The 25,112-nt window shown below is 50.4% G+C and carries 22 protein-coding genes and 1 tRNA gene; 17 read left to right on the forward strand and 6 right to left on the reverse strand.

The features are described 5' to 3' along the window. Window positions 1-345: 345 nt before the first annotated feature. The 3 genes from ACFORK_RS17630 to ACFORK_RS17640 all read left to right on the forward strand — a co-directional run bounded on the left by ACFORK_RS17630 (window position 346) and on the right by ACFORK_RS17640 (window position 2,904). Complete coding sequence (locus tag ACFORK_RS17630) at window positions 346-1,860, forward strand: RsmB/NOP family class I SAM-dependent RNA methyltransferase (protein WP_379201276.1); 1,515 nt, start codon at window positions 346-348, stop codon at window positions 1,858-1,860. A 1-nt stretch (window position 1,861) separates the two neighbouring features. Continuing rightward, a complete protein-coding gene (locus ACFORK_RS17635; protein ID WP_379201278.1) occupies window positions 1,862-2,623 on the forward strand; it encodes a pseudouridine synthase in 762 nt (253 codons plus the stop codon). A gap of 128 nt (window positions 2,624-2,751) precedes the next feature. Beyond that, window positions 2,752-2,904, forward strand: coding sequence for a hypothetical protein (locus ACFORK_RS17640; RefSeq protein WP_379201280.1), 153 nt, complete (start codon window positions 2,752-2,754; stop codon window positions 2,902-2,904). Between the two features lie 197 nt (window positions 2,905-3,101). Here the strand turns inward: ACFORK_RS17640 and ACFORK_RS17645 are convergent, their stop codons facing one another. Further along, complete coding sequence (locus tag ACFORK_RS17645; protein ID WP_379201282.1) at window positions 3,102-3,311, reverse strand: hypothetical protein; 210 nt, start codon at window positions 3,309-3,311, stop codon at window positions 3,102-3,104. 439 nt (window positions 3,312-3,750) lie between these two features. Between ACFORK_RS17645 and ACFORK_RS17650 the strand changes: the two genes are divergently transcribed. Together ACFORK_RS17650 and ACFORK_RS17655 are read left to right on the forward strand one after the other, a co-directional pair. After that, the gene (locus ACFORK_RS17650) at window positions 3,751-4,551 is read left to right on the forward strand and encodes a Cof-type HAD-IIB family hydrolase (protein WP_379201284.1); all 801 of its coding nucleotides are present in this window, start codon (window positions 3,751-3,753) and stop codon (window positions 4,549-4,551) included. Window positions 4,552-5,043: 492 nt separating this feature from the next. Next, complete coding sequence (locus ACFORK_RS17655; protein ID WP_379201286.1) at window positions 5,044-5,634, forward strand: class I SAM-dependent methyltransferase; 591 nt, start codon at window positions 5,044-5,046, stop codon at window positions 5,632-5,634. A gap of 421 nt (window positions 5,635-6,055) precedes the next feature. Here the strand turns inward: ACFORK_RS17655 and ACFORK_RS17660 are convergent, their stop codons facing one another. Together ACFORK_RS17660 and ACFORK_RS17665 are read right to left on the reverse strand one after the other, a co-directional pair. After that, window positions 6,056-6,148 (reverse strand): YjcZ family sporulation protein, encoded by a 93-nt coding sequence (locus ACFORK_RS17660; protein ID WP_379201288.1) that lies wholly within the window; start codon window positions 6,146-6,148, stop codon window positions 6,056-6,058. Window positions 6,149-6,280: 132 nt separating this feature from the next. Then, on the reverse strand, window positions 6,281-7,669 hold the full coding sequence (locus ACFORK_RS17665; RefSeq protein ID WP_379201291.1) for an RsmB/NOP family class I SAM-dependent RNA methyltransferase: 1,389 nt from the start codon (window positions 7,667-7,669) through the stop codon (window positions 6,281-6,283). Between the two features lie 175 nt (window positions 7,670-7,844). On the opposite strand from ACFORK_RS17665, the gene ACFORK_RS17670 reads away from it, so the two are divergent. The 3 genes from ACFORK_RS17670 to ACFORK_RS17680 are packed head-to-tail and all read left to right on the forward strand — an operon-like array spanning window position 7,845 to window position 13,583. Continuing rightward, entirely contained in the window at window positions 7,845-8,981 is a 1,137-nt protein-coding gene (locus tag ACFORK_RS17670) for a glycosyltransferase family 4 protein (protein ID WP_379201293.1), read from the forward strand. 5 nt (window positions 8,982-8,986) lie between these two features. Then, on the forward strand, window positions 8,987-10,345 hold the full coding sequence (locus ACFORK_RS17675; protein WP_379201295.1) for a metallophosphoesterase family protein: 1,359 nt from the start codon (window positions 8,987-8,989) through the stop codon (window positions 10,343-10,345). Beyond that, window positions 10,296-13,583 carry an AAA family ATPase gene (locus ACFORK_RS17680; RefSeq protein ID WP_379201297.1) on the forward strand — a complete coding sequence of 1,096 codons (3,288 nt, stop codon included), beginning with the start codon at window positions 10,296-10,298 and terminating at the stop codon, window positions 13,581-13,583. The genes ACFORK_RS17675 and ACFORK_RS17680 overlap by 50 nt, the downstream gene beginning before the upstream one ends. Here ACFORK_RS17680 and ACFORK_RS17685 read toward each other — a convergent pair. Further along, window positions 13,570-14,688: a YkvI family membrane protein gene (locus ACFORK_RS17685; protein WP_379201299.1), complete on the reverse strand. Its 1,119-nt coding sequence runs from the start codon at window positions 14,686-14,688 to the stop codon at window positions 13,570-13,572. The genes ACFORK_RS17680 and ACFORK_RS17685 overlap by 14 nt on opposite strands. A gap of 241 nt (window positions 14,689-14,929) precedes the next feature. Here ACFORK_RS17685 and ACFORK_RS17690 point away from each other — a divergent pair, with 241 nt between their 5' ends. From ACFORK_RS17690 to ACFORK_RS17700, 3 genes are all read left to right on the forward strand, one after another. Continuing rightward, window positions 14,930-15,502, forward strand: coding sequence for a xanthine phosphoribosyltransferase (locus ACFORK_RS17690; protein ID WP_379201301.1), 573 nt, complete (start codon window positions 14,930-14,932; stop codon window positions 15,500-15,502). A gap of 104 nt (window positions 15,503-15,606) precedes the next feature. After that, window positions 15,607-15,924 (forward strand): hypothetical protein, encoded by a 318-nt coding sequence (locus ACFORK_RS17695; RefSeq protein ID WP_379201303.1) that lies wholly within the window; start codon window positions 15,607-15,609, stop codon window positions 15,922-15,924. Window positions 15,925-16,058: 134 nt separating this feature from the next. Then, complete coding sequence (locus ACFORK_RS17700; RefSeq protein ID WP_379201305.1) at window positions 16,059-16,277, forward strand: hypothetical protein; 219 nt, start codon at window positions 16,059-16,061, stop codon at window positions 16,275-16,277. A 98-nt stretch (window positions 16,278-16,375) separates the two neighbouring features. Here the strand turns inward: ACFORK_RS17700 and ACFORK_RS17705 are convergent, their stop codons facing one another. Beyond that, the gene (locus tag ACFORK_RS17705) at window positions 16,376-16,822 is read right to left on the reverse strand and encodes a YhjD family protein (RefSeq protein ID WP_379201307.1); all 447 of its coding nucleotides are present in this window, start codon (window positions 16,820-16,822) and stop codon (window positions 16,376-16,378) included. Between the two features lie 182 nt (window positions 16,823-17,004). On the opposite strand from ACFORK_RS17705, the gene ACFORK_RS17710 reads away from it, so the two are divergent. The 3 genes from ACFORK_RS17710 (at window position 17,005) to ACFORK_RS17720 (ending at window position 19,997) form a co-directional block, all read left to right on the forward strand. Next, window positions 17,005-17,088: transfer RNA gene (locus tag ACFORK_RS17710), tRNA-Leu, on the forward strand. Window positions 17,089-17,189: 101 nt separating this feature from the next. Next, the gene (locus ACFORK_RS17715) at window positions 17,190-18,800 is read left to right on the forward strand and encodes an AraC family transcriptional regulator (protein ID WP_379201309.1); all 1,611 of its coding nucleotides are present in this window, start codon (window positions 17,190-17,192) and stop codon (window positions 18,798-18,800) included. Window positions 18,801-18,995: 195 nt separating this feature from the next. Further along, window positions 18,996-19,997 carry an ABC transporter substrate-binding protein gene (locus ACFORK_RS17720; protein ID WP_379201311.1) on the forward strand — a complete coding sequence of 334 codons (1,002 nt, stop codon included), beginning with the start codon at window positions 18,996-18,998 and terminating at the stop codon, window positions 19,995-19,997. A 107-nt stretch (window positions 19,998-20,104) separates the two neighbouring features. Here ACFORK_RS17720 and ACFORK_RS17725 read toward each other — a convergent pair whose 3' ends face one another. Further along, entirely contained in the window at window positions 20,105-21,319 is a 1,215-nt protein-coding gene (locus ACFORK_RS17725) for an MFS transporter (protein WP_379201313.1), read from the reverse strand. Window positions 21,320-21,441: 122 nt separating this feature from the next. Between ACFORK_RS17725 and ACFORK_RS17730 the strand changes: the two genes are divergently transcribed. From ACFORK_RS17730 to ACFORK_RS17740, 3 genes are all read left to right on the forward strand, one after another. Then, a complete protein-coding gene (locus tag ACFORK_RS17730) occupies window positions 21,442-22,254 on the forward strand; it encodes a helix-turn-helix domain-containing protein (RefSeq protein ID WP_379201316.1) in 813 nt (270 codons plus the stop codon). 79 nt (window positions 22,255-22,333) lie between these two features. Further along, on the forward strand, window positions 22,334-23,992 hold the full coding sequence (locus ACFORK_RS17735; protein ID WP_379201318.1) for an AraC family transcriptional regulator: 1,659 nt from the start codon (window positions 22,334-22,336) through the stop codon (window positions 23,990-23,992). Window positions 23,993-24,127: 135 nt separating this feature from the next. After that, window positions 24,128-25,084: an iron-hydroxamate ABC transporter substrate-binding protein gene (locus ACFORK_RS17740; protein WP_379201321.1), complete on the forward strand. Its 957-nt coding sequence runs from the start codon at window positions 24,128-24,130 to the stop codon at window positions 25,082-25,084. Window positions 25,085-25,112: the final 28 nt, after the last annotated feature.

The raw sequence follows: 25,112 nt of genomic DNA on the forward strand, positions 1-25,112 counted from the left end.
CACGATTATTAAGTTTACAAACAGTGTCGTCGGAGTGGAGAATTTATTTAGCTAAATTATGTATTTAAACTCATAATTTAGCTAATCAACAGGTCTAGCTTCAGGGCATGATTTCGGAAGAATTAACGTACCAAAATGCTCTTAATCTCTGCTAACCCTCTTGTTGCATCACATTTAAGGTACAAAAATGCCTTTATCTACACCTGACGCTACCCGGGGATCTCTGCCCCAGTGTTTAATTTTGTTTTTAATGTATTCCATATAGAATACTCACCTACTTAAGGGGCACCCGCAGGGGTGTTCCTTGAGTCTTTCATTACCCCATTTAGGCAGGAGGACGGCATCATGGCGGCACAACTGCCCGGCACTTTCACCCAGCGGATGAAGGAACTGCTGGGAACAGAATATCAGCAATTTGCAGACACCTACAAGGAGACTCCCTATGGAGGCATCCGGGTGAATACGCTAAAAATAACGGTGGAAGCCCTACGGGCGCTGTCACCACTTGGGCTTGAGCCTATCCCGTGGTGTCCTACGGGATTTTATACTGAAGAAGGGGCGCGGCCAGGCAAGCATCCGTATTATCATGCGGGCTTGTATTACATTCAGGAGCCTAGTGCAATGGCTCCTGTAGAACTACTGGGCGTAGAGCCCGGCGACCGTGTGCTGGACCTGTGCGCGGCTCCAGGCGGCAAATCCACCCAGATTGCCGCCAAGCTTCAGGGAGAGGGGCTCTTGATCAGTAATGATCTGCATGCTGAGCGGACAAAGGCACTCGCTAAAAATCTGGAGCTGTATGGCGTACGGAACGGGATCGTACTGAACGAGAGCCCAGACCGGATCGCGGCGGCATTCCCCGGCTTTTTTGACAAAATCCTGATCGATGCACCTTGCTCCGGAGAGGGAATGTTCCGCAAGGATGAGGACATGGTCCGCCAATGGGAGCCGGAGACACCGGTCAAATATGCGGACATGCAGCGGGAGATTCTAAACTCGGCTGCGCTGGCGCTAGCTCCGGGTGGCACGCTTGTCTACTCTACTTGTACCTTCTCTCCGGAGGAGAATGAAGGCAGCATCGCGACCTTCCTAGCGGCGCATTCGGAATTTTCGGTTGTGCCTGTGGGCGGAACAGGGTCGTTCGCGTCAGGACTCGGCGAGCTTGCCGGTACGGCAAGGCTGTGGCCGCACAAGGTGAAGGGCGAAGGCCACTTCATGGCCGTGTTGCGGCATGACGGCACCGCAAAGCCGGGTGCCGAAATCAGTGCGGCTGACGATGTAACGTTGTCAGCCGCGGCTCGGCCTAAGAAAGGCAAGGCCGAGTCTGGCAAGTCATCCGTGCGCCGTGCAGAGAACGGGCGCGGCAAGGGCGGGCGTCCACCGGGTCGAGACGGTGGACGTGGTGGTCAGGCCTCTGCTGAAGAGGCCGCGCTGTCTGCGTACCGCGACTGGGCTCGCGAGCAGCTAAGCCCGGAGCCAGAGGGTCACCCGGTGCTGTTCGGTGACCATTTGTACCTGTCGCCGCTTCCTCAGGCGGCGCTGAACGGGCTTAAGGCTGTTCGTCCCGGTTGGTACCTGGGACAAGTCCGCAATGGCCGGTTCATTCCCGGCCATCCACTGGCAACTGCACTGCGGGCTGAAGAAAGCAGCCGCAGTCTGTCATTGTCCAGTGCTAGCGGTGAGGCAGTGTCTTACCTCAAGGGAGAGACTTTGGCGATCCCTGAGGAACGGCTTGTCGTTAAGCCTGGAAGCTCCTTGAAGGGTTATGTGCTGGTCTGTATCGACGGATACAGCGCCGGATGGGGCAAATGGCAGGATGGCATGCTGAAGAACGAATATCCCGCTGGATGGAGGTGGACGTAAGATGGGAGCTTCAGGCAATAGTAGCAAGAAGCAACGGTTGGATAAAGTGTTGTCCCACATCGGAGCCGGTTCACGCAGCGAGATTCGCAAGCAGGCCAAGCAGGGCCTCATTACAGTGAACGGTACCGTAGTCAAGGACAGCGGTATTCATGTCGACCCCAACCAGGATATCATAGAAATTGGCGGCCAACGTTTTACGTACCGCGAACATATATATCTTATGATGAATAAACCTCCCGGTGTTCTCTCGGCAACCGAGGACCGCCGGGATCGGACTGTAATCGATTTACTGGACCCGGAATACGCGCATTTTGAACCGTTTCCGGTCGGTCGGCTGGACAAGGATACAGTAGGGCTGCTTCTGCTCACAAACGACGGCAAGCTCGCCCACGAACTGTTATCCCCACGCAAACATGTGCCCAAGACTTATGAAGCTACCGTCGAGGGTGAGGTGGATGCTGCCGATGTGGCGGCTTTTGCGGCAGGTGTGGAGCTTGAAGATGGGTATGTGACTCTACCTGCGCAGTTGACGATCCTTAGCCGGGAGCGCGGCAGCAAAGTCATCTCGCAGATTTCCCTTACCATCACCGAAGGAAAATTCCATCAGGTCAAACGGATGTTTCAAGCAGTTGGCAAAAAGGTAGTCTTCCTGAAACGAGTTTCTATGGGCGGTCTGAAGCTGGACGAAAGCCTGCCTCAGGGTGCCTTCCGCGAACTGACAGCTGAGGAGCTACGTTTGTTGGATGAGGGTAGAGAAGGTTAAGGGCGGAATGGTCAGTCTAAAGCTGGATGTACGTCTGTCGCAGGGTGCCTGCCGCGAACTGACAGCCGCGAACTGACAGCTGAGGAGCTACGTCTGTTGGATACGGGGAGAGAAGGTTAAAGGCGTATATGGTCGGTCTGAAGCTGGATGTACGTCTGCCGCTGGGTGCCTGCCACGAACTGACAGCTGAGGAGCTACGTCTGTTGGATGAGAGTAGAGACGGATATGGACCGGCGGGAGGCCTGTTGCTTAAGATCGGTGACCTAGTAGCAGTTTGGTGATTGGACTATAGTTTGGGACCGAGCTGTAATTCGATGATTCAGTGATAGTTCGATGAGCAAGCTATAATTTGGTGATTAAGCTGTAGTTTGATGACCAAGCTGTCTTTGCCGAAGGAAGTAACCGAAATTAAAGGCAATTTGGTACCTTAATTGCACTGAATCAACCATGAAAGAGTGATTAAAGGCAATTTTGCACACTAAATTCTTCCTTTCGCTGCTGAAATGGCATATTCACGAAAAATAAGGTGCAATAATGCTCTTATTCCTTGACTCATCGGATAATTCTGTAAATTAAGGTGCAAAATTGCCCCTATTTTAAAACCTTCTATAGTTGCTGCAGTGATCATTGTATTTGAACCGCGGTTAGCACCCAAATGTTTACAAAATACTGGGGCAAACTTAGGCAATGTAGCAATAGAAAGCGCCAACGAAGTTGGCCCGTTCGAGAAGCAACAGACGTAACAAGTGTAACTCAGGCAATGTACGCAGCCCCCGGAAATGTCAACGAAGTTGGTCCGTCGAGAAGCAACGGACGTAACAAGTGCAACTCAGCAATGTACGCAGCTAAAGGAAGCATCAACGAAGCTGGCTCGTCCGAGAAGTAGTGACGTAACAGATGAGACTCAAGCGACTCATGTAGTCACAGGAAACGTCAACGATAGAGGCTCATCTTAGAAGTAACTGGGCACACATGCAACTGACGTTAGCACACGGAACTCATGTAGATATAGAACGCGCTAACGAAGGTGATTCTTCCCAGATGTAATCTAAGCGTTTCATACCAGCACATAAATAATGAGCCTCGCCAAGCAGATAACAAACAAAGACAGACAAGGATGGTGGAGTATGAAATACAAACTGATTGCGCTGGATGTCGATGGTACACTGCTCAATGATGATCATCAATTAAGTGAAGAGAACATGCAAGCCGTTGCTGAGGTAACACGACTAGGTGGCCAAATTGTATTATGTACAGGCCGCAGCCCGCAGAATTCGATTCCTTTTATGCAGGAGATGGGATTGTCGGGATATGTTCTGGGCCATAACGGCGCAGCCACGGTACGAGTAGAGAACCGGGAAGTGTTGCATCAATACGGATTAGACGCGCGCGGGTTAGATCCTTATATCGAATATTGCCGCGAGCGTGGGATGCATTTTGATATCAATACGGCTTTTGATATGTATGTAGACAACGTGGAGAACCTGTCCAAAGAGGCTAATCATATGTATGAGAATTTTCAGATTGTACCAGCCTCGCTACCGGCTTGGGAAGATTTCCGGGAGCCGATTGTAAAGTTCACTGTGTTCTCGCAGCCGGATATTTTGGATGAAGCAGAACGGGTATGGGGCACATGGACACAGCAATATAACATTTTGCGCAGCGGGGAATTTTTTATTGATTTTATGAATCCTGAAGCATCCAAAGGCAACGCGCTGAAAAACCTAGCTGCGGATCTCGGCGTTCCTCGGGAGGAAATTCTGTCGATTGGCAACTATTATAATGATATTTCCATGCTAACATATGCCGGTCTGGGCGTGGCGATGGATAATTCACCGGTTGAAGTCAAAGCGGCCGCCGATGCCATTACCGGTACAAATAATGAACATGGCGTACGTGATGCGCTCGTAAAATACTGCTTGTCCTAAGTGACGAGTGGAACGGACGAGACATACTAAAGCGTTAGGTATAAAAGACTGTAGACACTGAGCAGCCGTTAAAGGCGTTGCGTGTTTACAGTCTTTTTTGCAGAGTAAGCAATTCTTTGGCTGAACGGGACGAAGCGGGCGGATCAACGGAATGACACAGGTCTTTTTTGCAGAGTAAGCAATTCTTTGGCTGAACGGGACGAAGCAGGCGGATCAACGGAATGGCACAGGTCTTTTTTGCAGAGTAAGCAATTCTTTGGTTGAACGGGACGAAGCAGGCGGGTCAACGGAATGGCACAGGTCTTTTTTTGAAGAATACGCAATTCTTTGGCTGAGCAGCGTCCCCATCTGATCGTTAAGGTATATTCACATTCGGATCCCATTTAAAGATTGCATTGAATAGTAATTATTTATAAAATTAAATTTAGTGTGTATATTATTGGGCAATTATGGAACTGTGAAAATGAAGGCAGGAGAGAGGAGGATCAGGGGATGAGTCTTTTGGAGGCGCTAATCGGGCAAGCCCAATACCCGAAAGGGTTGGTCGGCGATGTGATGCTGAAGATTATGAACAAGGCCCATTCGTCGATGATTTCCTGGGCTTTTCACGGGATTGCGATAAAAGAAGATGCCATTATGCTGGACATTGGCTGCGGTGGAGGTCAGACCATACATAGATTTGCGAAAAAATATAAACTTGCCAGGATTTACGGCGTCGATATTTCTCCGCAATCTGTAGAAACTTCAACATACAAAAATCGGGTGGCTGTGGCAAGCGGCAGGGTCAGCATCAGTACAGGGCAGGTCTCAGCATTACCTTTTCATGAGGATACCTTTGATTTGATCACAGCTGTACAGACCCATTATTTCTGGCCAGATCTGATAAATGATGTACAAGAGGTCTTCAGGGTGCTGAGGCCCAAGGGAACCTTTATCATAGTCTCTGAAATTTACAAAATCAATTACCATATGCATTCATTTACTCAAAATGAAGAAATAGAGCAGTTATTCCGGCAGGTCGGGTTCAAAACAGTGAGGATCCAAAAGAACCGCAGCTGGCGATGTTATGTAGGGACAAAATAATCTAAGGTCAGTCCATATGGGAACAAAACAATCTAAAGGCAGGTCTGGGTAGGAACAAAACAATCTAAAGTCAGGAGTAGGTAGGAACAAAATAATCTAAGGTCAGGTCTATAAGTAGGAACAGAATAATCTAAGGTAGGGTCTAAGTAGGAACAGAATAATCTAAGGTAGGGTCTAAGTAGGAACAGAATAATCTAAGGTAGGGTCTAGATAGGAACAGAATAATCTAAGGTAGGGTCCATGCAGGAACAGAATAATCTAAGGTAGGGTCTAAGTGGGAACAAAATAAGCTACGGCCAGGTCATTGTAGAACAAAATTATCTGAGGTCTGTGTAGATCGCACTAAACATTAAAACAGCCGCACCGTCCTCAATTGGACAGCACAGCTGCTTGTCATGTATATGCTTTTTGTCAGTAAATCTTAGATGAAAAACGAACGGGAAATGATAACAAGCAGGATGAAAAGGACCAAAATCGCTGTTGTCGAAGTGAAACCGCCGTAACCTGCACCCACTAATGATTCCTCCCTTAGGTCTGATCTTCTTCCCAATACCGATGCTATAAGTCGGTGTGTTTGGGATAATGACATCATATGCCGAGGGGGACTTCATGAACTGGTCACAAGCCCATTGCTTGTCAAGATAGGCTACAGGCTGCGGAGACCTTTGGGAAAATGGTTCTTAAGCTGTCCTGAGCTGGCTTTGCCCCAGCTGACCGGGAGGCCGTCTACTGTAACCAGTGTCCAACCGTGTAGTCCAGCAGGGACAGACAAGCTTTCACCACGTAGCCAGGCATTGGTCTCTGGCCCGTCCGCAGTCAAGTTATAACTACGTGCAGCCTGTCCTTGCTGCAGAGACATGGCTAGTGCATGGGCCGGCTCGATCCGGTTTTTCTTCATGTGGGCAACATGCAGTCCAGCTCGGGGGATTCTCAATCCATCAAGCAGTCCTGGATGCATTACGTCATTGAAGGATTCGGGTAATAGATATAGTGATTCACCGAAGAGCAGGGGAACGCCCTGAACATTAAATCCGGGCAGTTCTGACTCCGCCCAAGTCTTAAACTGCTCCAAGGCTGCTTTGACCGAGGTTGCGATTCCCGGACCCCTCTTGTTGTTTCCGCTGTTGCGTTTATTACGCTTAGGCTCCGCTGCTAATGCTGCATCGTCATCATCTTCCTGCTTCCGCAGGAGTGCCACGAAATGTCCCTCGCCTTTTTCCAAATGCGGCCATAGCCGCTTGCTGGATATCAGTTCCATATCGGGGTAACTGTCCAGGATGTGCTCGATGGTGTCCTCATTTTCCTTGCGATTAAAAGTGCAAGTGGAGTAAGCTATGTAGCCGCCGGGCTTAAGCATAGTATAGGCTTCCTGCAGAATATCCCATTGTCTGGAGGCACACATCTCGACATGATCTGGCGACCACTCCGCAATAGCTCCGGCATCCTTGCGGAACATGCCTTCGCCGGAGCAGGGAGCATCCAGCATAATCCGGTCGAAGGTCTTCGGGAAGCGCCGTGCTAATTCTTCCGGGGAAGCGTTAGTGACGAGTGCGTGTGCAATACCGAGACGTTCCACATTTTCGGCCAGAATTTTGGCCCGTTCAGGGTGAATCTCATTGGAGACTAGCAGGCCTCGGCCCTGCATCAGGGCAGCGATATGGGTAGTCTTGCCCCCGGGTGCTGCCGCAAGATCCAATACAGTCTCCCCTGGGCGTGGAGCCAGCAATTCGGCGGCGGACATTGCCGATGGTTCTTGAATATAATATAGCCCGGCAGCATGGTAGGGATGTTTGCCCGGACGTGACGGATCTTCGTAATAGAATCCTTCAGGGCACCAGGGCACTGGCTCCAGTCCAAACATGGAGACCGTGTTCTCTGCGGCGCTTAAGCCCGCGGATGTCCCACTTTTAAGCCGGTTGAATCTCAAACCCTGGCTGCGTGGTGCTGTGTAGCTTTTCAGAAAAGCGTCCGCCTCTTGTCCCAGCATGTCTCTCATGATTGTGGTAAAAGCGGAGGGCAGCCGTTCTTCCATCATACGTCATTCTCCTTTTTGTCAGTTGCTGTTTCATGATGATACCGATAAAATCAAAGTATGAATAATTAAACCTCCCCAGAAATGATGTCCTCATCTGGAAAGTGTACATATGAATAACTATATCACAATTGCCAGGTCTCACCGTAATCAGGGCAATAGTAAAGGGGATAGACCTATGAAATTGCTGCAAGCGCTCTTCTTTCCGCCGGAGCAGCCCGGCGGGGTATCTTCCATGATTCCTTATCTGCAGGAAAGGTTTCGCTCGAGCCGCTGGGAGATGGACTTGTTCTGGCTGCCCAAGCGGATACGCGGAAAAGGACATGAGGAAGTTGTGTTCGAAACCTTCGATTGGACACAATATGGCGAAAGTCAGATTGTGCAAAAATATATCCAAACCTATCGTGATTATTTATGGTGGACCAAGCTTCGTCTAAGCAAAAAATTTGATCTCATTCATGCGCATCATCCTATAGCGGGGCTGGCGATGAAGCAGGTCTATCCGGATGTTCCGTTAATCCAGACCCTGCACTCCAGTTATGAGCGGGAGTTGATCCTGAACGGAATCATTGCCGAGGGCGGGCTGGAGCATCAGTTTCTGGTGTCCATATATCGTGAGTTGGAGCATGTCAGTGAACGTCTCATGACGGTATCGCGCTCCTTCGCGGATTACCTGTCGCCGTATTTGGAAGAACCTGCCCGCGTCGGGGTGATTCCCAACGGGTTCGATGAGAAGCGATTCAAGCCGGTACCGCATGATAATAATATTCCCCAATTAGTTACTGTCACCCGTCTGGTGCCAGCCAAAGGGATTGATACGCTATTTCTGGCATGTGCGGAGCTGAAGAAACGTGGTCACGAGTATGTACTGCATATCATCGGCGATGGTCCCTCCCGGTTTGAGCTTGAAAAGCTGGCGCAGGAACTTGGCATCTACAATGAAACGATTTTTTATGGGTACACGCTTCATCCAGAGGAATTTATGCCTTTCTTTGATATCTTTGTCCTGCCATCCCGCGCGGAGGCCTTCGGCTCTGTCTTTGCGGAAGCTGCGCTAAGCTGTCTGGCTCTGGTCGGCACAAATGTGGGCGGTATCCCGGAACAGATTGAGGATGGTGTGAATGGACTGCTGGTCAACCCGGACGATGATATCGCACTGGCGGACGCTCTGGAGAAAGTAATTGCCGATCCGGCCTACCGCTATGAATTATCACGTTCTGCCTGGGATAAGGCTAAGAGCCTCTATTCTCTCACCCGAGTTGCTAATGAACTCAAAAAAACCTATTTGCAGCATCAACCCGGAAAGAAGGGCTGAGCATTATGATCCCTTTCCGGTTTCTGCATGCTGCGGATTTGCATCTGGATAGCCGTTTTGTCGGTCTGGCTCATCTGCCGGCTGCGGTCCGCTCTCATTTGCGAGAGTCCACCTTTGCCGCCCTCGGGCGGCTTATCAGTTTAGCGATTAAGGAAAATGTTGATTTTGTCGTCCTCAGCGGGGATATCTATGATATGTCGGATGCTTCGCTGCAAGGGCAGCTACGGTTCCAGGAAGCACTAAAAGAGCTAGGAGAGCAGGGAATCCCGGTATTTCTGATTCACGGAAACCATGATCCGCTGGATGGCCCGCGTCTGGCTGCCGAGCTGCCGGGACATGTAACGGTATTCGGAGGAGACGCGCCAGGATATGCCACAGCATATCGCCGCAAGGACGGACAAGAAGTCGCTATTGTAAGCGGTATATCCTATCCTACGGCCAAGGTTACTGAAAATACAGCGATGACGTTTCGCCGGAAGCCGGGCAGTGAGTTGTTTCATATTGCCTTGCTGCATGGGAATGTGGACGGCGATCTCCAGCATGAGACGTATTCTCCTTGCAGCCGTAAGGATCTGATTAGTCAGGGCTTTGACTATTGGGCGCTGGGCCATATTCATAAGCGCAGCATTTTATATGAAAAGCCTTATATCGTTTATCCAGGCAACATTCAAGGGCGTAGTGTCAAGGAGACCGGGCCAAAGGGCTGTTATGTAGTTGATGTGAGTGAGAATGGAGAAGCGATGCTGCATTTTCACGAGCTGGATGTCGTCCGCTGGCAGGTCGCAGAGCTGTCTATCGACGGCCTGGAACATGAAGCACAGTGGATCGAGTCGGTGGAACGGAGGATTGAAGATATCCGGGAGACGCACCATCATCTGATGACTGTTGTTCGCTTCCGTCTGACGGGCAGGGGCAACGTACACCGCCTGTTGTCAGAAAAAGGAGCAGCTGCGGATTTACTGAGCGAACTTCAGCGGCGTGAAGCACTCCGGGCAGAGCGTAAGGAATATGCCGGTCTGGTGTGGACGGAAGGATTTGCCGTGGAGTCGGGGCTTGCAGTAGACCGATCACGCTTGCTTCAAGAAGATAGCTTTCTGGGGGAAATGCTCCGACTAGCTGAAAAGGGTGAAGATGAAGGTTCCGGGGAAGAACTGGAGGATATGATTAGTAGCGCAATTGCGCCATTAATGGAGAACCGGGAACTGCGACGGCTATTGTCACAGGTCAGCAAAGAAGAAAAACTGGACTGGCTTAGAGGCGCGGCAGAGCTGGGCATTACGCTGCTGAGCGGACTGGAAGGTACCGGGGAGGCAAATGCTGACTTCCGGGAACAGCCTGACGGAGGGCAAAATGATGAAGATTGAGCAATTGCAGATCAGCGGCTTCGGACGGATTCAGGGCCGTGAGTTGACACTGAACGATGGTGTTACAGTGCTATATGGACAGAACGAAGCTGGGAAAAGCACGACCCTCCAGTTCATCCGTGCGATGCTGTACGGGATTCCCGGACGTAGCCATCCTACAGAACGTTATGAGCCTCTCCATGGCGGGGTCCATGGTGGAGTGCTGAAGGCGCGGGACCGTGAAGGCGGACTGTGGCAAATCCGCCGTTTTGCTGGCGGTGGAGAAGGACAAGGCCGGGGAGAGAAACTGAAAGTTACAGTGAATCGGGCAGACGGCATGGCCGAAGAGCTCGGTCAAGCAGAGCTGGAACGTCATCTGCTTGGCGGTGTCTCCCGCAGCATGTTCAGGCAGCTGTTCGCTGTATCTCTGGACGAGCTGCAGGAACTGGCTGCACTGCAATCGGATGAGATGAGTAGCTATTTGTTCCATGCCGGCATGGGCGGCGGTGGTGAAATTATGCGGGCAGAGCGTCGGCTGGTGCAGGAGGCTGAGAAGCTTTATAAGCCGCGGGGCAAGGTTCAGGAAGCGGCGAAGATTCTGCAATCGATCGAGAAGCTGGAGCAGCAGATGGCGGATAGCCGCTCGTATCTCCCGCGTTATAACGACAATACCTTTGCACTGGCGGAAACGGAAGCTGAGTTAGCTAAGCTGGAGGAACGCCGAGACAGCACGGGCGCCAGATTGATCATGCTGCGTAAGGCGCTGGAAATTCGCAATGTGTGGCTGCAATGGAGTGCTGCCCGGCTGGAGCTTGCCGGATTACCGCGAATTCAATCCTTTCCGGAGGAGGGGGCGGCTCGCCTTCAGGAGCTGGAAGCTGAGCTTCGAAGCGCCGCCGCAGCAGCAGCCCGGATCGAGCGGCTGCAAATGGAACTGACAGCAGAGCTGGAGCAGAACCGCCCGGACCTCGTGCTGGTGTCCCAAGGTCCGGCGCTGGAGCGGCTGGATCGTCGGCGCAGCATCTATGAGGACCGCCGGTTAGAGCGCCAGCGGCTTGCAGGGGAGATTAGCGGACTGTTGGGGCATGTACAGCGCATTTTGCGAAGCATTGACCCTGCTTGGACTACAGCGGAGCTGGCGACGTTCTCCGGTGCGGCGGGAGACCGGGAGGCGGCGCGGCGCTACGCTGCGGCGTTCGCGAGCTATGATCGCCGCATGGAAGCCCAGGGCGCAGCGCGACAAGCGCTGCGTTCCCGGCTTGCGGCTGCGGCGTCATCGCTGCAGGCCGCAGAGCGGGCCCTGGCGCGCGAGCAAGCGGCAGGCGCCGAAGTCTTCGCCGCGCTGCGCCCGGCCAGCGCGCGGGAGGTGCTGCAGCTCTGGGATGAGCTGCAGCAGGCCGCGGAGCGCTGGCGCGAGGCGAAGCTGCACGGGCTGCAAGATGGCGCGGGGAGTCATGAAGCCATGCGTACCCGCATGGCTTCGCTCTACCGGCGCCTGCTGCTCGCCGGCGCAGCGCTCACCGCGCTGCTGCCTGCGGCGCTGTGGCTGACCGGAGCACCGCCGGTCAGCGCCTGGATCGCGCTCGGCCTGCTGGCCGCAGCCGATCTAGCCCTGTGGGCCGGCCTCCGCGGAGCGGGCCGGCGAAAGGCATCCCCGCCAGGGTATGGCGGGGATGGCCAGGACGCAGCCGCCGAGATGCTGCGGCTGCGGGGGCTGCTGCTCTCCGGGGCGGAGCCGGAGAGCAACCCAGAGGGACGACCGCTGCGCAGGTCTTCCCCTCCCCCTGCCAGCCCTGACGCAGGCGGGCTGGAGGCGGGCATGAGGGAGCTGCGCAGGCTCATGGATGCCTGGACTTCTTGGCGGCAGAAAGTGGATCGCGCTAGTGATGAGCGCGAGGCCTGCCGCACAGAGATGGAGAGCCTTGCCGGGCAGGAGCAGGCGCTCGCCGCCGAGATGCGGCAGGAAGAAGCGGCCTTCACCGAGACGGCGAACCGCTATGATGCTTGGCTACGAAGCCACAAACTGCCTGAGGGTCTGTCACCGGAGGGTTTGCCGGAGATCTTCAGTGCTGTGGAGCAGGGGAATGAACTGCTTCAACAGGAGAGCAAGCTTTCTCAACGGCTTGCACAGCTGGAGGCGGAGTGCGTAGCTTTCGAGGATGAGGTATTGGCCCTCATGGTAGAAGCTGGGTCATCGGTAGACGAAGTCGCCGCATCTGCTTCTCAGCCCGAAGCCTCAGGATCGGGGAGTAGAGAGAGGGAAGAATTGGCTCGCATGATTCCCGGCTGGCTGGAAGCGAGGAAGCTCGCTTGGGACGGGCTCAAGGCAGAGCTGCTCAGTCTGGAAGGTCTAACTTCCAGACTGCGATCGGCGGAGGGAGAATATGAAGAGGCTCGCTTGCACTTGGAACGGCTGAATCAACGCCGCCAAAATCTTTTAGAGCAAGGGGGCGCTGCGGACAGCGAGGAATTTCTACGCCGCTCGGCGGCTGTTCAGCGCCGGGGGGAGCTAGAAGGGAACATTCGCCAATGGGAACTGGCCATGTTCGGCGGCTGGAGCCAGGAAGGGACAAAGGGATTGCTTACCCTGCTGGATACGCTGGATGCTTCTGCGCTCGAGCAGGAACGGTCAGCTGTAGAAGAGCAGGCTGCTGCGGCAGAGGAAGAGCGCAGTAGTCTCCTCCAGCGGCGAGGCAAGCTGCTTCAGGAGAGGGAGTACCTGAAGGAGCGTTGTATGGAGGACACGGTCCTCCAGCAATTGGAGGAACAACGGTCCGCGCTCCGTCTCCTTGCAGGGCAGTATGCAGTGACCGCAATTACTGCGGAACTCATCGGCAGGACGCGGAGAATCTACGAGCAGGAGAAACAGCCGCAGGTGCTGCGGCTGGCCTCGGTCTATTTCAACAAGCTGACTGAAGGAGAGTACCTTAGAGTAGTAATGACACTGGGTCATAAAGAGCTCAAAGCGGAGCATCGGACAGCGGGGCTGCTGGACAGCGGACTGCTGAGCCGTGGAACTGCAGAGCAACTCTATCTGGCATTGCGGCTGGCACTGGCGGAGACGATGGCTCGTCAAGCCTGTCTTCCGTTACTGTTCGACGACCTCTTTGTTAACTTTGATGAACAGAGATTGCATGCTGCGCTCTCTTTACTTGGCGAGCTGTCGGCCACCCGACAAATCGTAATGATGACCTGTCACCGTCATGTCGCAGAGGCTGTGGGGAAGCTGATTCCTTCAGCTGCCGTTATTTCCGTGTAATTCGGGGAGCCGGTTTTAGCTTGGCTAAAGAAGCCTCATCTCTGCCAGATTCGGGCCGCGGCCCTTCTGGTGGTGGGGAGATGGGGGTGCGTATCAGCTTGAATCCCCATACAAGTGCTAGACCGCCGAAAATGGGATAGAACACTGACAAGAGAGAACTGAATCCGAACTGGCTAAAGAGGTAGCAGGTTAACATGAGCAAAGCGATAATAAGATCTTGGGATAAGGGTAGTCTCTGCTTTAGTTGCGCGGTAACACCGTAAATATCCGCTACGAATGTGCTGAAGATTTCAAGGAAAATTAGCAGCAGATAGATCGTTTGAACCACGGCCCCAAGCCGAAAAGCAATACTGCCCATTGGAATTTCATACTGCATGATCCCTGGCATTTGCGAACTCATGGCGAAATGTGCCGCCAGCAGTAACAGGCCTATTCCAGCCCCGCCTAGGATGCCGCCCCGCAGCAGTGCCTTTTCGTCATCTGTCTCTCGGGCAAGTGGTACAAGAACGGCCTGAGCCATTCCTAGATTGAAAGCCGTATACAGCAGTGGGGATAGCCAAGCAGAGAACGTGCTGGCGTCCGTCTGGAGAAACAAGAAATGTCCAGCGCCCGGCTGATGCACCGTATTAATTACAATAATCAGTGAAAGAGCGAGCATGAGCGGAACAACTGTACTGTTCATGTGGAGAATGCCAGAGATGCCCCGTGTCAGCAGCAGATAAGATCCTAGTATAGTGAGAATTAGTCCAGCCTGATAATGAAAGCCCAAATGTTCCTGAAAAATGGCCCCCGCGCCGGCAAGCATTATACTGTTTACGCCGATCAGAATCACCATGGTGAACAGACTGATAATACTGCCTGTCTGCTCGCCAAAGAGGTGCCTATTGAAATCCTCATAGGAATCCGCTCTAATCCGCCGGGCTAACAGCATCATTTTGGTGCCAAGCCAAATAAACAGTATAGCAGAGCACAGGATCGTAATCAGCGCCCAATGGCCGTAACGGGTAAAGAAGCGGAGGATTTCTTGCCCGGTGGCAAATCCGGCGCCTACGATAGTGCCAATATAAGTGAATGCGATCTGTAAGGTTCGAAGATGGGTTTTCACAGCTTTCCTCCTTGTTTTTGGGATCCTCTGTTAGGTGCTTGCTGGGTGTATCACAACAGAGGTGCCTTGTGTAGTGGCTATTTTGGAACGGTGATGGTGCAGCGGATTGCAGGATTGCCTTGTGTACTCTGTATAGTACAGGTTATGATGGGGAACAGAAGGACATGACTTCTAACGGATTCCTTTGTATGGATTACGCTGGAGGATATGGATTATATAAGTGTATTGGAGGTTCAAAGTCATGGAAGTGTTGAAAAAGCGGATTTTGGAGGAAGGTATCGTCGTTTCGGATCAAGTGCTTAAGCTGGATGCGCTATTGAATCATCAGGTAGATCCGGAGTTGACGATGGAGATGGGACGGGAGTTTGCCCGGAGATTTAGCGATAGCGGAATTACTCGTATAGTAACCGTGGAATCCTCCGGAATTGCCGTGGCATTTGCCACCGCCTTGGTTATGAATGTGCCGCTCGTCTTTGCACGTCGCAAAAAAACACTGCTGGCCGATCCCGATGCGCTGTGTGAGAGAGTCCCTTCGTTTACCAAGGGAATTGTTACCGACATTATGCTTTCCCGTCAATTTATTTCCCCAGAGGATAAGATTCTGTTTATTGATGATATTATCGCCAATGGAGATGCGGCGCGAGGGTTAATCAAAATTATTCAACGTTCCGGCGCAGAATTAGTCGGACTTGGAGTTGTTGTGGAGAAGTGCTTCCAGGCAGGAGCGCGCACCATCCGTGAACAGGGTATTACTCTGGAATCCCTAGTTCGGATCAGTTCCTTAAATGAAGGAACGGTTGTCTTCGAAGACTAGAAGGCAGTGGCAACAAAATACAAGCCTATTTTCCAAACATCTTCTTTTCACCCTATGGTTTTTCCTTTATAATAAAGCTTAGACATAGGAGAGGAGGCGTCACAATGGGGAAAGAACCGGTGACAGAGCAATTTTTTATTGATAAATTAACCGAGGCCAAGGAACACTTCGAGCGTGCACTGGATTGCAAACATACGGAGTTTGACGATCTGTACCCCTATATGATTGAACATCCTCAGTTTTTTTGGTACAAACGCTATGTAGCTTGGTCGGAGCTGTTGACCATTACAAGCTTGTGTGAAGAACTGACTTACGCCTGGAGAGAGAAGTTTACGGCGAATCAGGTAGAGTATTTGGAACAACGTGTGATGTCCGCTAAAGTTCTCGATTTTTGGTTTGAGAAGAATGAAGCGCTGATATAAGGAACAGACATAGGAATAACGAATTTGCGATTAAGAGACCCAGGTGAATTCTCATTTGGGTCTTTGTTATGACAGGAATTCGGATAAGCTATAGAGAGAAATTCAGATTAGCTATAGTAGAAGGGGGAACGAGCATGATTAGTGATGAAGAGCTAAATGCCTACCGTATCTCTGGTGAGAAAGTACGTGTGGTACGCGACGGCATTGCCAGTAACGATATTAGAGGAATCGTACTGGCGTGGGACGAGTCTCAAGTGATGATTCGCCGCCCCAACAGAAATGTGGTCAAGCTTGATCGGAATTACTTGATTCAGCCTGCCAAAGAACCGAGAAGAGATCCCGATAATATATAAAAATGCATAACCAAAACAGCTCCCTGACCATCATTCTGGCGGGGAGCTGTTCTGTGTTCCAGGGAGTTCCATGAAGGTTACTGAGGAATTCCATGAGATTATATAGATAATGCTAACTGCACCACACTTTCTTCTCGGGAAACAATGGGGGATTCTGTAGTTAGTCCGAGATAGGCACGCATACGTAGCATCATCTCTCTGCGAAAACCAGGCCAGAGGATATTCATCTCTCCGATATACCCTCTGCAATTGTATTGTGCTTCTACACCACGTTGGTCCTGGCGGACGGTGTTGATCTTCAAATGGCGTGAAGTCAGCTCACGATTAACCTCCTGCAGCATCATTGAGGCCTTCTTGGCCCCACCGGATACCAGCTCTACATAGAGCTGAGGTGTCTTGAATAGCCCGCTCTTGCCGATGACCCGGCAATCGCGTTCAAATACTTTATGGATAAATGTTAGCAGCAAGTAGCTTCTGACAAGGGACAGTTCATCTTTGGTTATTTCTTCGGTTAGATTGGAGTTGTTACTCTTAGTAGTCGCCATTATAAATCACCTCATTTATAGTATGCGAACCTTTGTTCTCATTATACATCTTTCCCGCTAATAAAAGCAATATTTATACAGAAAATGTTGGGTGACAACATTAATAAAAAAGTAGTTGACGATAATCCCATTCGCATGGTAAGATATCTCTTGTGTCCAAGAGAATGTGGACTTCATAATATGCGGTCGTGGCGGAATTGGCAGACGCGCACGGTTCAGGTCCGTGTGGTAGCAATACTGTGGAGGTTCGAGTCCTCTCGACCGCATTAATTAATCAATGAGCTCTTGAATTTGTCCTTGTGACAATTCAAGAGCTTTTTGCATAATCGAAACAACACAGATATAACAAAAATAAGGAGGAGTGGAAATGACTCCGCTTCAAGAACGCGAGGAAGAGCCGCACAATAAAGAACTACTCAGTCGCGTCTGGATCAGGTTGGATGATTGTTTCCGAGAAACGGAGCGTTCGACTTACCGTCTGTTGTACGAAACTTCTCCTACTTATGTACTTGTTGTTGCAGCAAAGCGACATGGCAATATCGTCATCGATGGCATGTTATACTCGCTATTCCCTCATACCGTTTATATCGTGATGCCGGGGCAGCGAGTGGAAACTACTTACGATTTAGATGGGGATCAAGTACTGTATTGGTTTCATGTAGAAACAGCTGCTCCCGAGAGATATGGTGCTCAGCAGGGACGGATACTGCCCGATTTGGCGCGGGTAAGCGTGAATGCAGACACATTGCTACAGTCTCTTTGTGAGAAAATAATCTTTCACTGGCATACTGACGATGTCGCGGACCGCTTTGTCAGTCAGGCGGGATTTCAGGAGCTCTTGCATCTGTTGTTCAAGAACCAAGGTCAACACGAGGCTGCACTGGATCGAGTACGAATGTATATAAATGGTCATTTTCGAGAAGGAATTACGGTCGATTATTTGTCTGAGCTTGCGGGTATGAGCCGGTATTATTTCATGCGATCATTCAAAGATCGATTTGGTCAAAGTGCCATGGATTATCTGACTGAGCTTCGCACAAATCAGGCTAAAAGCTTGCTGGACGAAGGGCAATCCCTGCAAAAAGTTGCGGAGGAGGTTGGTTACAGGGACCGGCAATATTTTAGCAGCCAGTTTAAAAAGCATGTTGGAATCTCCCCAACGATCTACATCGCGAATCGAACCAGCAAAGTAGCTGCATACAGCTGGCCTAATATCGGGCAACTGCTCACTTTGCAAATTATTCCATACGCTGCTCCAATCGACCAGACCTGGAGTGATGATTACCGCAAGAAATACCGCTTTGACATCAAGGTGCCTTTGGGGCATGACTACGAATTTAATAGAGAAGCCTTACGGCGGGCTGAGCCTGATCGGATTATTGCATTGGATGAAATGATTCCTGATGAAGAGAAAGAGAAGCTTCGGCAGATAGCACCTGTATTGTTCTTGCCCTGGCATTCCGTAAGCTGGAGAGAGCACTTGCAATGGATTGCAGAGTTTCTGGACCGGGATAAGGAAGCGGAGAGCTGGCTCGCCCGCTACGATAAGAAAGTTGAAGCCATCCGGGGGAAGATTCCTTTTTCAATCAGGCAAGGTGGTCTGCTTATTCTAAACATTCTGCCACGGGGATTTGAGGTTTGGGGAAAGCGCGCAGGTACAGTTTTGTACGACGATCTGCAGATCCATTGTGCAAGAGGTGTGGAACACATCGAATTTACTGAACAGGTTGAAGCAGGACAACTGGCGTCATTCGATGCGGATATGCTATTAGTTAACGTAATGAAGGATGGGCAGTCGCTAATGAATTGGGAACGTCTTCAGCGATCTGAGCTTTGGAGGAACCTGAAGGCCGTCAGGAAGGGGAACGTTTATCTGACCTCGGGACAAGCCTGGCTGGCTGAGCCGATTCTCGAGTATACAGCCAATCGGCATTATGATTTACTGCAGGAGCTCGAACAACTATTTTGTGCGCTTTAAGCCAAGAAAAGTCAGCATCTTTTCGTATTCCCGTCGTTCGTAGTGTGGTGTATAATGTCCTAGTCGATAATGATTATCAATATCATTTTCAATTACAGTGACGGAGGGAATACGATGCATCAAACAGAGAGAGCCAATGGCACAAGACGGGGTATCCATGGTGGCCAAAGAAGCTTTAGGAACATATCAGGGTTAATGATCATATTGTTGCTGACGGTATTGGTCAGCGCTTGTGGGAATAACACGAATACGGGAGCAAATGAGAAGGTAGCAGCCACTAAGGATGCTTCTGGTTCAGCACAGGGAAATAATTCTTCGCAGACGGAAGCCGCCGAGACATTAACGGTTAAACATGCTTATGGGGAGACCAAAGTTCCGGCGCACCCGAAGCGTATCGCTGTGATCGGGCTTGAAGATCTCGCGCTTTCATTGGGGCTTCCAATGGTTTATGCCTATGGATTCGACGGTTACTATTTGGAAGATCAGTTGAAGCAACAGGGAGTTCCAATGTCGGGCACCGCGGATATGAAGCCTAACCTGGAAGCGATCCTGGCGGCGCAGCCAGATCTTATTCTCATTCAACAATATTTTACCGATCAAAGCGGATACGATGAGCTTAGCAAAATTGCCCCGACAGTTTCTTATGCGCCAAATGATTGGAAAACCTCGATCACCGAGATCGGCAAAATAACTGGATTCGAGGATAAAGCACTGGCTGTGATTCAGGCCAATGAAGATAAAATCAAGCAAGCCAAGGAAACCATTATTTCGGCAGTTGGAGCTGATAAAACGGTAGTCTATATGCGTCCGTCAGACAAGGACCTGCAAGTCTTCTTCCCTAGCTTTGCACCTCTTGTCTACGAGAAGCTTGGGTTAAAGCCTGACGCCAGTATTGAAGAATTGAAGAAAGCTTCAACTGATGATTGGGGGATTACTACCTCGCTTGAGAAGTTGCCTTCCATAACCGCAGACTATGTGTTTGCCATGTATGGTGGCTCTATTAGCCCGAAAGAAGAATTTGAGAAAGCTGCTGCGGCCACAACAGAGATTGAGAAAATGAGTCTCTGGAAGGAGATACCGGCTGTCAAACAAAATCATGCATTTAAGGTATCGGCGAGAAGTTGGATGTCCAGTGGTCCAATTGCGGAAGGCAACGTCATTGATGATGTTGTAGCTGCGGTTACAGGCAGCAAGTAATAAGACCTAACTACACTAATAATAGCATCGAAAACCGTTTTATTATAAGCGGTTCTCGATGCTATTTTCATATCCAATTGCATGCCGGTACGGTGATTAAGATAGCCTTAGCCGCGGGCATTCCCTGCCAGTTTGTTGTCAGATGGCAAGAACATAGCCAGCAGTCCCAGCAGTGGCAGGAAAGCACATATCTGAATGACAAAAGAGACATCTGTCAAGTCGATCAGCCAGCCCATAATAACTGAACCAAGTCCGGCCAGTCCGAATGCCAAGCCGAAGAATAATCCAGATACGGTCCCGATTTTACCAGGTAGCAATGCCTGTGCATAGACAATGATGACCGAGAAGCCGGACATCAGGATGGCGCCGATCAGACCGCAGAGAATGATGGACCAGAACGGCGTTGCATAAGGCAGCAGCAGGGAAAAGGGAGCTGTACCGGCAATAGAGAACCAGATGATCTTCTTGCGTCCGAACCGGTCGGCGAGTGGTCCGCCGAGCAAGGTACCCAGCATTCCGGCAAATTGTAGGGCGAACAATGGAATTTGCGCATCCTCAAACGGGCGTTGAAAGCGGTCCATGTAATAGAAGGAGTAATATCCGGTCATGCTGGCGATATATACGAACTTGGAGAAGAGCAGTACAATCAGCAAGCTGATCGCTAGTGCAACGAAGCCGCGGGGATGCTGAACTGCAGCTGCAGCCGTTTGAACCGTCTTCGGAGCTACAAGCTGCCCCTTATACCAGCGGCTGACGGCATATTGCAGGAAGATGCCGAGGACAGCAGCGAATGCGAACATAATCAGCCCTCGTGTTCCGTAAGGCATAACCAGAAAGCCGACTGCCAGTGGAGCCAATGCCTGGCCGGTATTACCGCCCACCTGAAAGACGGATTGGGCCATCCCGTGGCTTTTGCCAGCAGCCAGATGAGCAACACGTGAGGATTCCGGATGGAGCACAGAGGAGCCGATACCCAGCAGCATGGCTGAAATTAGTAGTCCGACAAAATGGGACGAATAGGCCATACCAATAATACCGATCAATGAGAATAGCATTCCGCCGGGCAACAGCAATGGCATAGGACGTTTGTCTGTCAGATTTCCGATGAACGGCTGCAGCACGCAGGCAGTCACGTTAAGCATGAAGGCAATCCAGCCGACTTGGGCGAAGCTCAGGTTAAGGGTTTGCCGCAGCAGCGGGAAAACAGCGGGAACAGCGGACTGCATCGCGTCATTCAGCAGATGGGCCACCGTGACGCCGATCAAGGCGTACAGAGAGTACGACCGGGCCGCTGCCAGGGCAGGGCTTGAGACAGTTTTCATAACAATCATCCTTTGCTTTTTTGTCTTATTCGGTAGCTTAGCGCACTGTCGGATGATCTGTCGTCGCGATTGATGCTTTTCTTTTGAGCATTTTTTGCTATACTGAACTCGGGTGAGTGACCATGCAGATACACATGACAACTCCACGGCTGGAGCTGTGGAGAATTGAGAATAGTTTTATTAACGAAAAGCATCGCCATAATAATATGTACCAGATCACTGTGCCTGTGTACGGTTCCTGCGCTTTCGACTTGGAGAATAATTCCTTCCAGCTGGAGAGAGGGGAGGCGTTAATCAAGTCCCCTAATGACAGTCATGCCTTTGAGATTAAGGACGGGGAAGGTGTGGTTGTTATCCAGTTGAAGGATTTCATGGAGATTTGGGAACTGGACGGCCCGTGGGAGCCTGTTATGCAGCAGCGGGTGAATGGGGATGAGCTGTTGCGGCAGCACCGTAAATGGAGTGTGGCGTTATGTTCGAGTGACGGGACAGAGGCAGGGTTCGTCGAGGAGACGGAACTTGAGGTCATGAACTATTTGTCCCGAATTCTGCGGGGGAATCACCAGAAGAATCCCAATGCTCGAGTGCAGAAGGGGCTTCCGGATTGTGAGGACCCGCATTTGGTTCGGGTGCTGGAGTATATGCGCGATTGCTATATGAAGCCAGTATCAATAGAGGAGCTTGCCGGAATCGCAGGGATGAGCCGATATCATTTTATCCGTTCCTTCAAGGCACAGATTGGACGTTCTCCGTACCAGTACATGCTGAAAATCCGGATCGACGAGGCCAAGCAGCGGCTTCACTCCACAAGACATACCGTGACCGACATCAGTCTGGATGTTGGTTTTGCGAGTCCAAGTCAGCTTTACCGTGCCTTCCAGAAATTTATGGGCATGTCGCCTGAGCAATACAGACAGCAACTGTTCTTAAACTAGTATGTTGGGGCTGTTCTATAAGTCATGAAATTGGCTTATGGGAGCAGCCCCTCATCATGATGGTAATGGAGGCTTTGTTTTGAACAACGTTGATTCGGAGTGGGCGGAGTCTCACTTTCCTTTATATACTGCTACCCAAATTCTTTCATTGTATGGTACTTCTAATCAGCCCATGCATAAGATTCATGAGGACTTTACAGTGCTAATTGCTATCGCAGGCGGTAAGGGGATACTGCGGATGGATGATCAGACATTTGAGCTGCAAGAAGGCAGCATTATGCTGATTCCGGCACAAGTCCATGCGGCATTAGTTACAAATTCCCTTCAACCACTTCACGCATACAAGCTCTCCATTGGCGTCTGGGAGCGACCAACCTCTCCGCCAGCAAGTTCAATGGTACGAAGAAGTGAGGTACTGGGTGGGGAGAATCTTCATTTCTTTCTTTGTGAACCTGATATTGTGGCCAAAGTTGAAGAACTTTATCTATACCGTTCACCGATCCATGAAGTCAGACATGTGAAGAATCAAATTGTATTTCATCAGATTATTGCTGAGCTGCTGGAGCGAGAGGATGCAAAGTATGCGGTCAGTGAGCAGCCGAGCATGGATCGAAGTATTGCCTACCTGGAGAACCATTTTAACGAAAAAATAACGCGAGAACAGCTGGCGGCATTGGCCGGTATCAGTAGTTCACATTATTCTATATTATTTAAACGTTTTACCGGATTTTCCCCCCAGGAATATCTGTCACGCTTGCGCGTGCATCGGGCGATTGAGCTGTTAATCAGTGGTTCGGGTACCCTTCGAGAGATTGCCCAGAAGGTAGGGTATAAAGATGAATTTTATCTGAGTCGTCGTTTCAAGCGCCAGACCGGTGCAGCGCCTTCTGCCTATAACCGCCGGTCCTCTTCGCCTCGCGTTGCTGTAATGCTGGCCCCTTATGCCAGTCATCTGTTGCTGCTTGGACTGGAACCAGTAGTGACGATTGCCGAGAATGGTGAATATTTGAATATCGCCGAACTGGAGAAACCGCAAAACATGAGATTTATCAGTGCAGATACTTCTCCCGAGCAGCTCAATTCGGTGTTACTAGAGACAAAATCTGAATTGATTATCGCGGCACAACAGCATTTGCACAGTTTTGGCTTGAATCTTGGGCATATACGGGCGGTAGCGCCGGTTATAGAAATATCTTGGATGGAGCTTGGCTGGAAGGAGCATTTCCGCCTTATTGCGCAGGCTATCCAGCGGAGTGAAAGAGCAGAAGAGTGGCTGGTGAAGTTTGGGGAAGAGGAACAGGAAGCTCGTCTGCGGGTACAGGAAAGCGCGGTCGCCAAGGAAACGATCACAATTCTGATTCTACGTCCGGAGCAGATGCAGGTTTATGGTGTTCGAAATGTAGGATATGTGATGTATCATTCGCTTGGGTTGAAGCCTCCGGCAAAAATCGGACAGGAGATAGAACGGCTCGGTAATCAATTTCATTCCATTCCTATCGAGCTGGCGGAGCTTGCTGATTATGCGGGTGATCGTCTGCTTGTTTTTGTATTTCCAGACCCGAAAGGTTCTTTCGCCCATGCCGATGCTATTCTTCAGTCCTCTTACTGGAAGGGGCTTGCGGCTGTTCGGAACGATAAAGTGCATCATCTGGACATCGATGATTGGATTCCCTATAACCCTGTTTCTATTCGACTACAGCTGCAACGTGCGGTGGCATTATTTACCGGCATTCAATAGTCCAAGCTTCTTTCCCAACAATAAGCCATGGTTTAGCGAAATCAGGCTTACTATAATAGGTTATGAAAATGAAACTCATTATCAATGAGAAAATTCATTGTACATAGTCATTATAAAAAGGGAGAGAGTCATCCGATGAAAAAGCTTTTCGTACCGGTAATCTTATCTTTAGTAGTTATTCTGAGCGCCTGTGGTGCCAATCAAACCAATAATGCTGAGAAGAGCACGAATAATTCCTCGACTGAGGCATCCCAGTCTTCCGGCGCAGCGCCAGCGGCAACCTTTACGTATCAATCCGAGAACGGCCCAGTGGAAGTTCCTTCGCATCCGCAGCGCGTGGTTGTCCTGACTAGATTTTTAACAGGAAATGTGATGGCGCTAGGTGTGCCTGTAGTGGGCGTGGACGAGATGTCCAAGGAGAACCCAAGATTTAAAGATGAGCTGAAAGACGTTGAGGCCGTTACGGATGAAAGCCTTGAGAAGATCATTGAACTGCAACCGGATCTTATTATCGGACTTGAGGATATCAAGAATGTGGACAAGTTCAAGCAAATCGCGCCAACAGTCACTTTTACATATGGTAAAGTTGATTTTTTAACGCAGCAGCTTGAGATAGGGAAATTATTGAACAAAGAAAAAGAAGCACAGGCCTGGGTGGATGAATTCAAGGCACGTTCCCAGAAAGCCGGTGAAGAGATTAAAGCGAAGGTTGGCGAAGGCGCAACGGTGACGGTAATCGAGACCTTCAACAAACAGCTGTACGTGTATGGATATAACTTTGGACGGGGTACAGAGCTTCTATATGGTGATCTTGGCTTCAGTCTACCTGAGAAAACGATAGAAGCAACAGCGAAAGACGGTTATTTGGCATTGTCTACGGAAGTTATGAAGGATTATGTTGGTGATTATATTATCTTCAGTAAAAATGCGGATGAGGATAACAGCTTCCAAGATACCCAGACCTACAAGAACCTGCCAGCTGTGAAAAATAATCACGTCTATGAAGTGGATGCCAAATCGTTCTATTTCAATGACCCGCTGAGCCTTGATTTTCAACTGGACTTCTTTATCAAGAGCTTCCTGAACAAGTAATGATTTATCAGCACCCACATTATCCATT

Origin of the sequence: Paenibacillus sp. GCM10012306, from assembly GCF_042649265.1 — a bacterium.
GTDB lineage: Bacteria > Bacillota > Bacilli > Paenibacillales > Paenibacillaceae > Paenibacillus_AQ.

Coding starts and splice junctions, on each gene's coding strand:
- ACFORK_RS17630 (WP_379201276.1), top strand. CDS start 346: ATGGCGGCACAACTGCCCGGCACTTTCACCCAGCGGATGAAGGAACTG.
- ACFORK_RS17635 (WP_379201278.1), top strand. CDS start 1,862: ATGGGAGCTTCAGGCAATAGTAGCAAGAAGCAACGGTTGGATAAAGTG.
- ACFORK_RS17640 (WP_379201280.1), top strand. CDS start 2,752: ATGGTCGGTCTGAAGCTGGATGTACGTCTGCCGCTGGGTGCCTGCCAC.
- ACFORK_RS17650 (WP_379201284.1), top strand. CDS start 3,751: ATGAAATACAAACTGATTGCGCTGGATGTCGATGGTACACTGCTCAAT.
- ACFORK_RS17655 (WP_379201286.1), top strand. CDS start 5,044: ATGAGTCTTTTGGAGGCGCTAATCGGGCAAGCCCAATACCCGAAAGGG.
- ACFORK_RS17665 (WP_379201291.1), bottom strand. CDS start 7,669: ATGATGGAAGAACGGCTGCCCTCCGCTTTTACCACAATCATGAGAGAC.
- ACFORK_RS17670 (WP_379201293.1), top strand. CDS start 7,845: ATGAAATTGCTGCAAGCGCTCTTCTTTCCGCCGGAGCAGCCCGGCGGG.
- ACFORK_RS17675 (WP_379201295.1), top strand. CDS start 8,987: ATGATCCCTTTCCGGTTTCTGCATGCTGCGGATTTGCATCTGGATAGC.
- ACFORK_RS17680 (WP_379201297.1), top strand. CDS start 10,296: ATGCTGACTTCCGGGAACAGCCTGACGGAGGGCAAAATGATGAAGATT.
- ACFORK_RS17690 (WP_379201301.1), top strand. CDS start 14,930: ATGGAAGTGTTGAAAAAGCGGATTTTGGAGGAAGGTATCGTCGTTTCG.
- ACFORK_RS17695 (WP_379201303.1), top strand. CDS start 15,607: ATGGGGAAAGAACCGGTGACAGAGCAATTTTTTATTGATAAATTAACC.
- ACFORK_RS17700 (WP_379201305.1), top strand. CDS start 16,059: ATGATTAGTGATGAAGAGCTAAATGCCTACCGTATCTCTGGTGAGAAA.
- ACFORK_RS17705 (WP_379201307.1), bottom strand. CDS start 16,822: ATGGCGACTACTAAGAGTAACAACTCCAATCTAACCGAAGAAATAACC.
- ACFORK_RS17715 (WP_379201309.1), top strand. CDS start 17,190: ATGACTCCGCTTCAAGAACGCGAGGAAGAGCCGCACAATAAAGAACTA.
- ACFORK_RS17720 (WP_379201311.1), top strand. CDS start 18,996: ATGATCATATTGTTGCTGACGGTATTGGTCAGCGCTTGTGGGAATAAC.
- ACFORK_RS17725 (WP_379201313.1), bottom strand. CDS start 21,319: ATGAAAACTGTCTCAAGCCCTGCCCTGGCAGCGGCCCGGTCGTACTCT.
- ACFORK_RS17730 (WP_379201316.1), top strand. CDS start 21,442: ATGCAGATACACATGACAACTCCACGGCTGGAGCTGTGGAGAATTGAG.
- ACFORK_RS17740 (WP_379201321.1), top strand. CDS start 24,128: ATGAAAAAGCTTTTCGTACCGGTAATCTTATCTTTAGTAGTTATTCTG.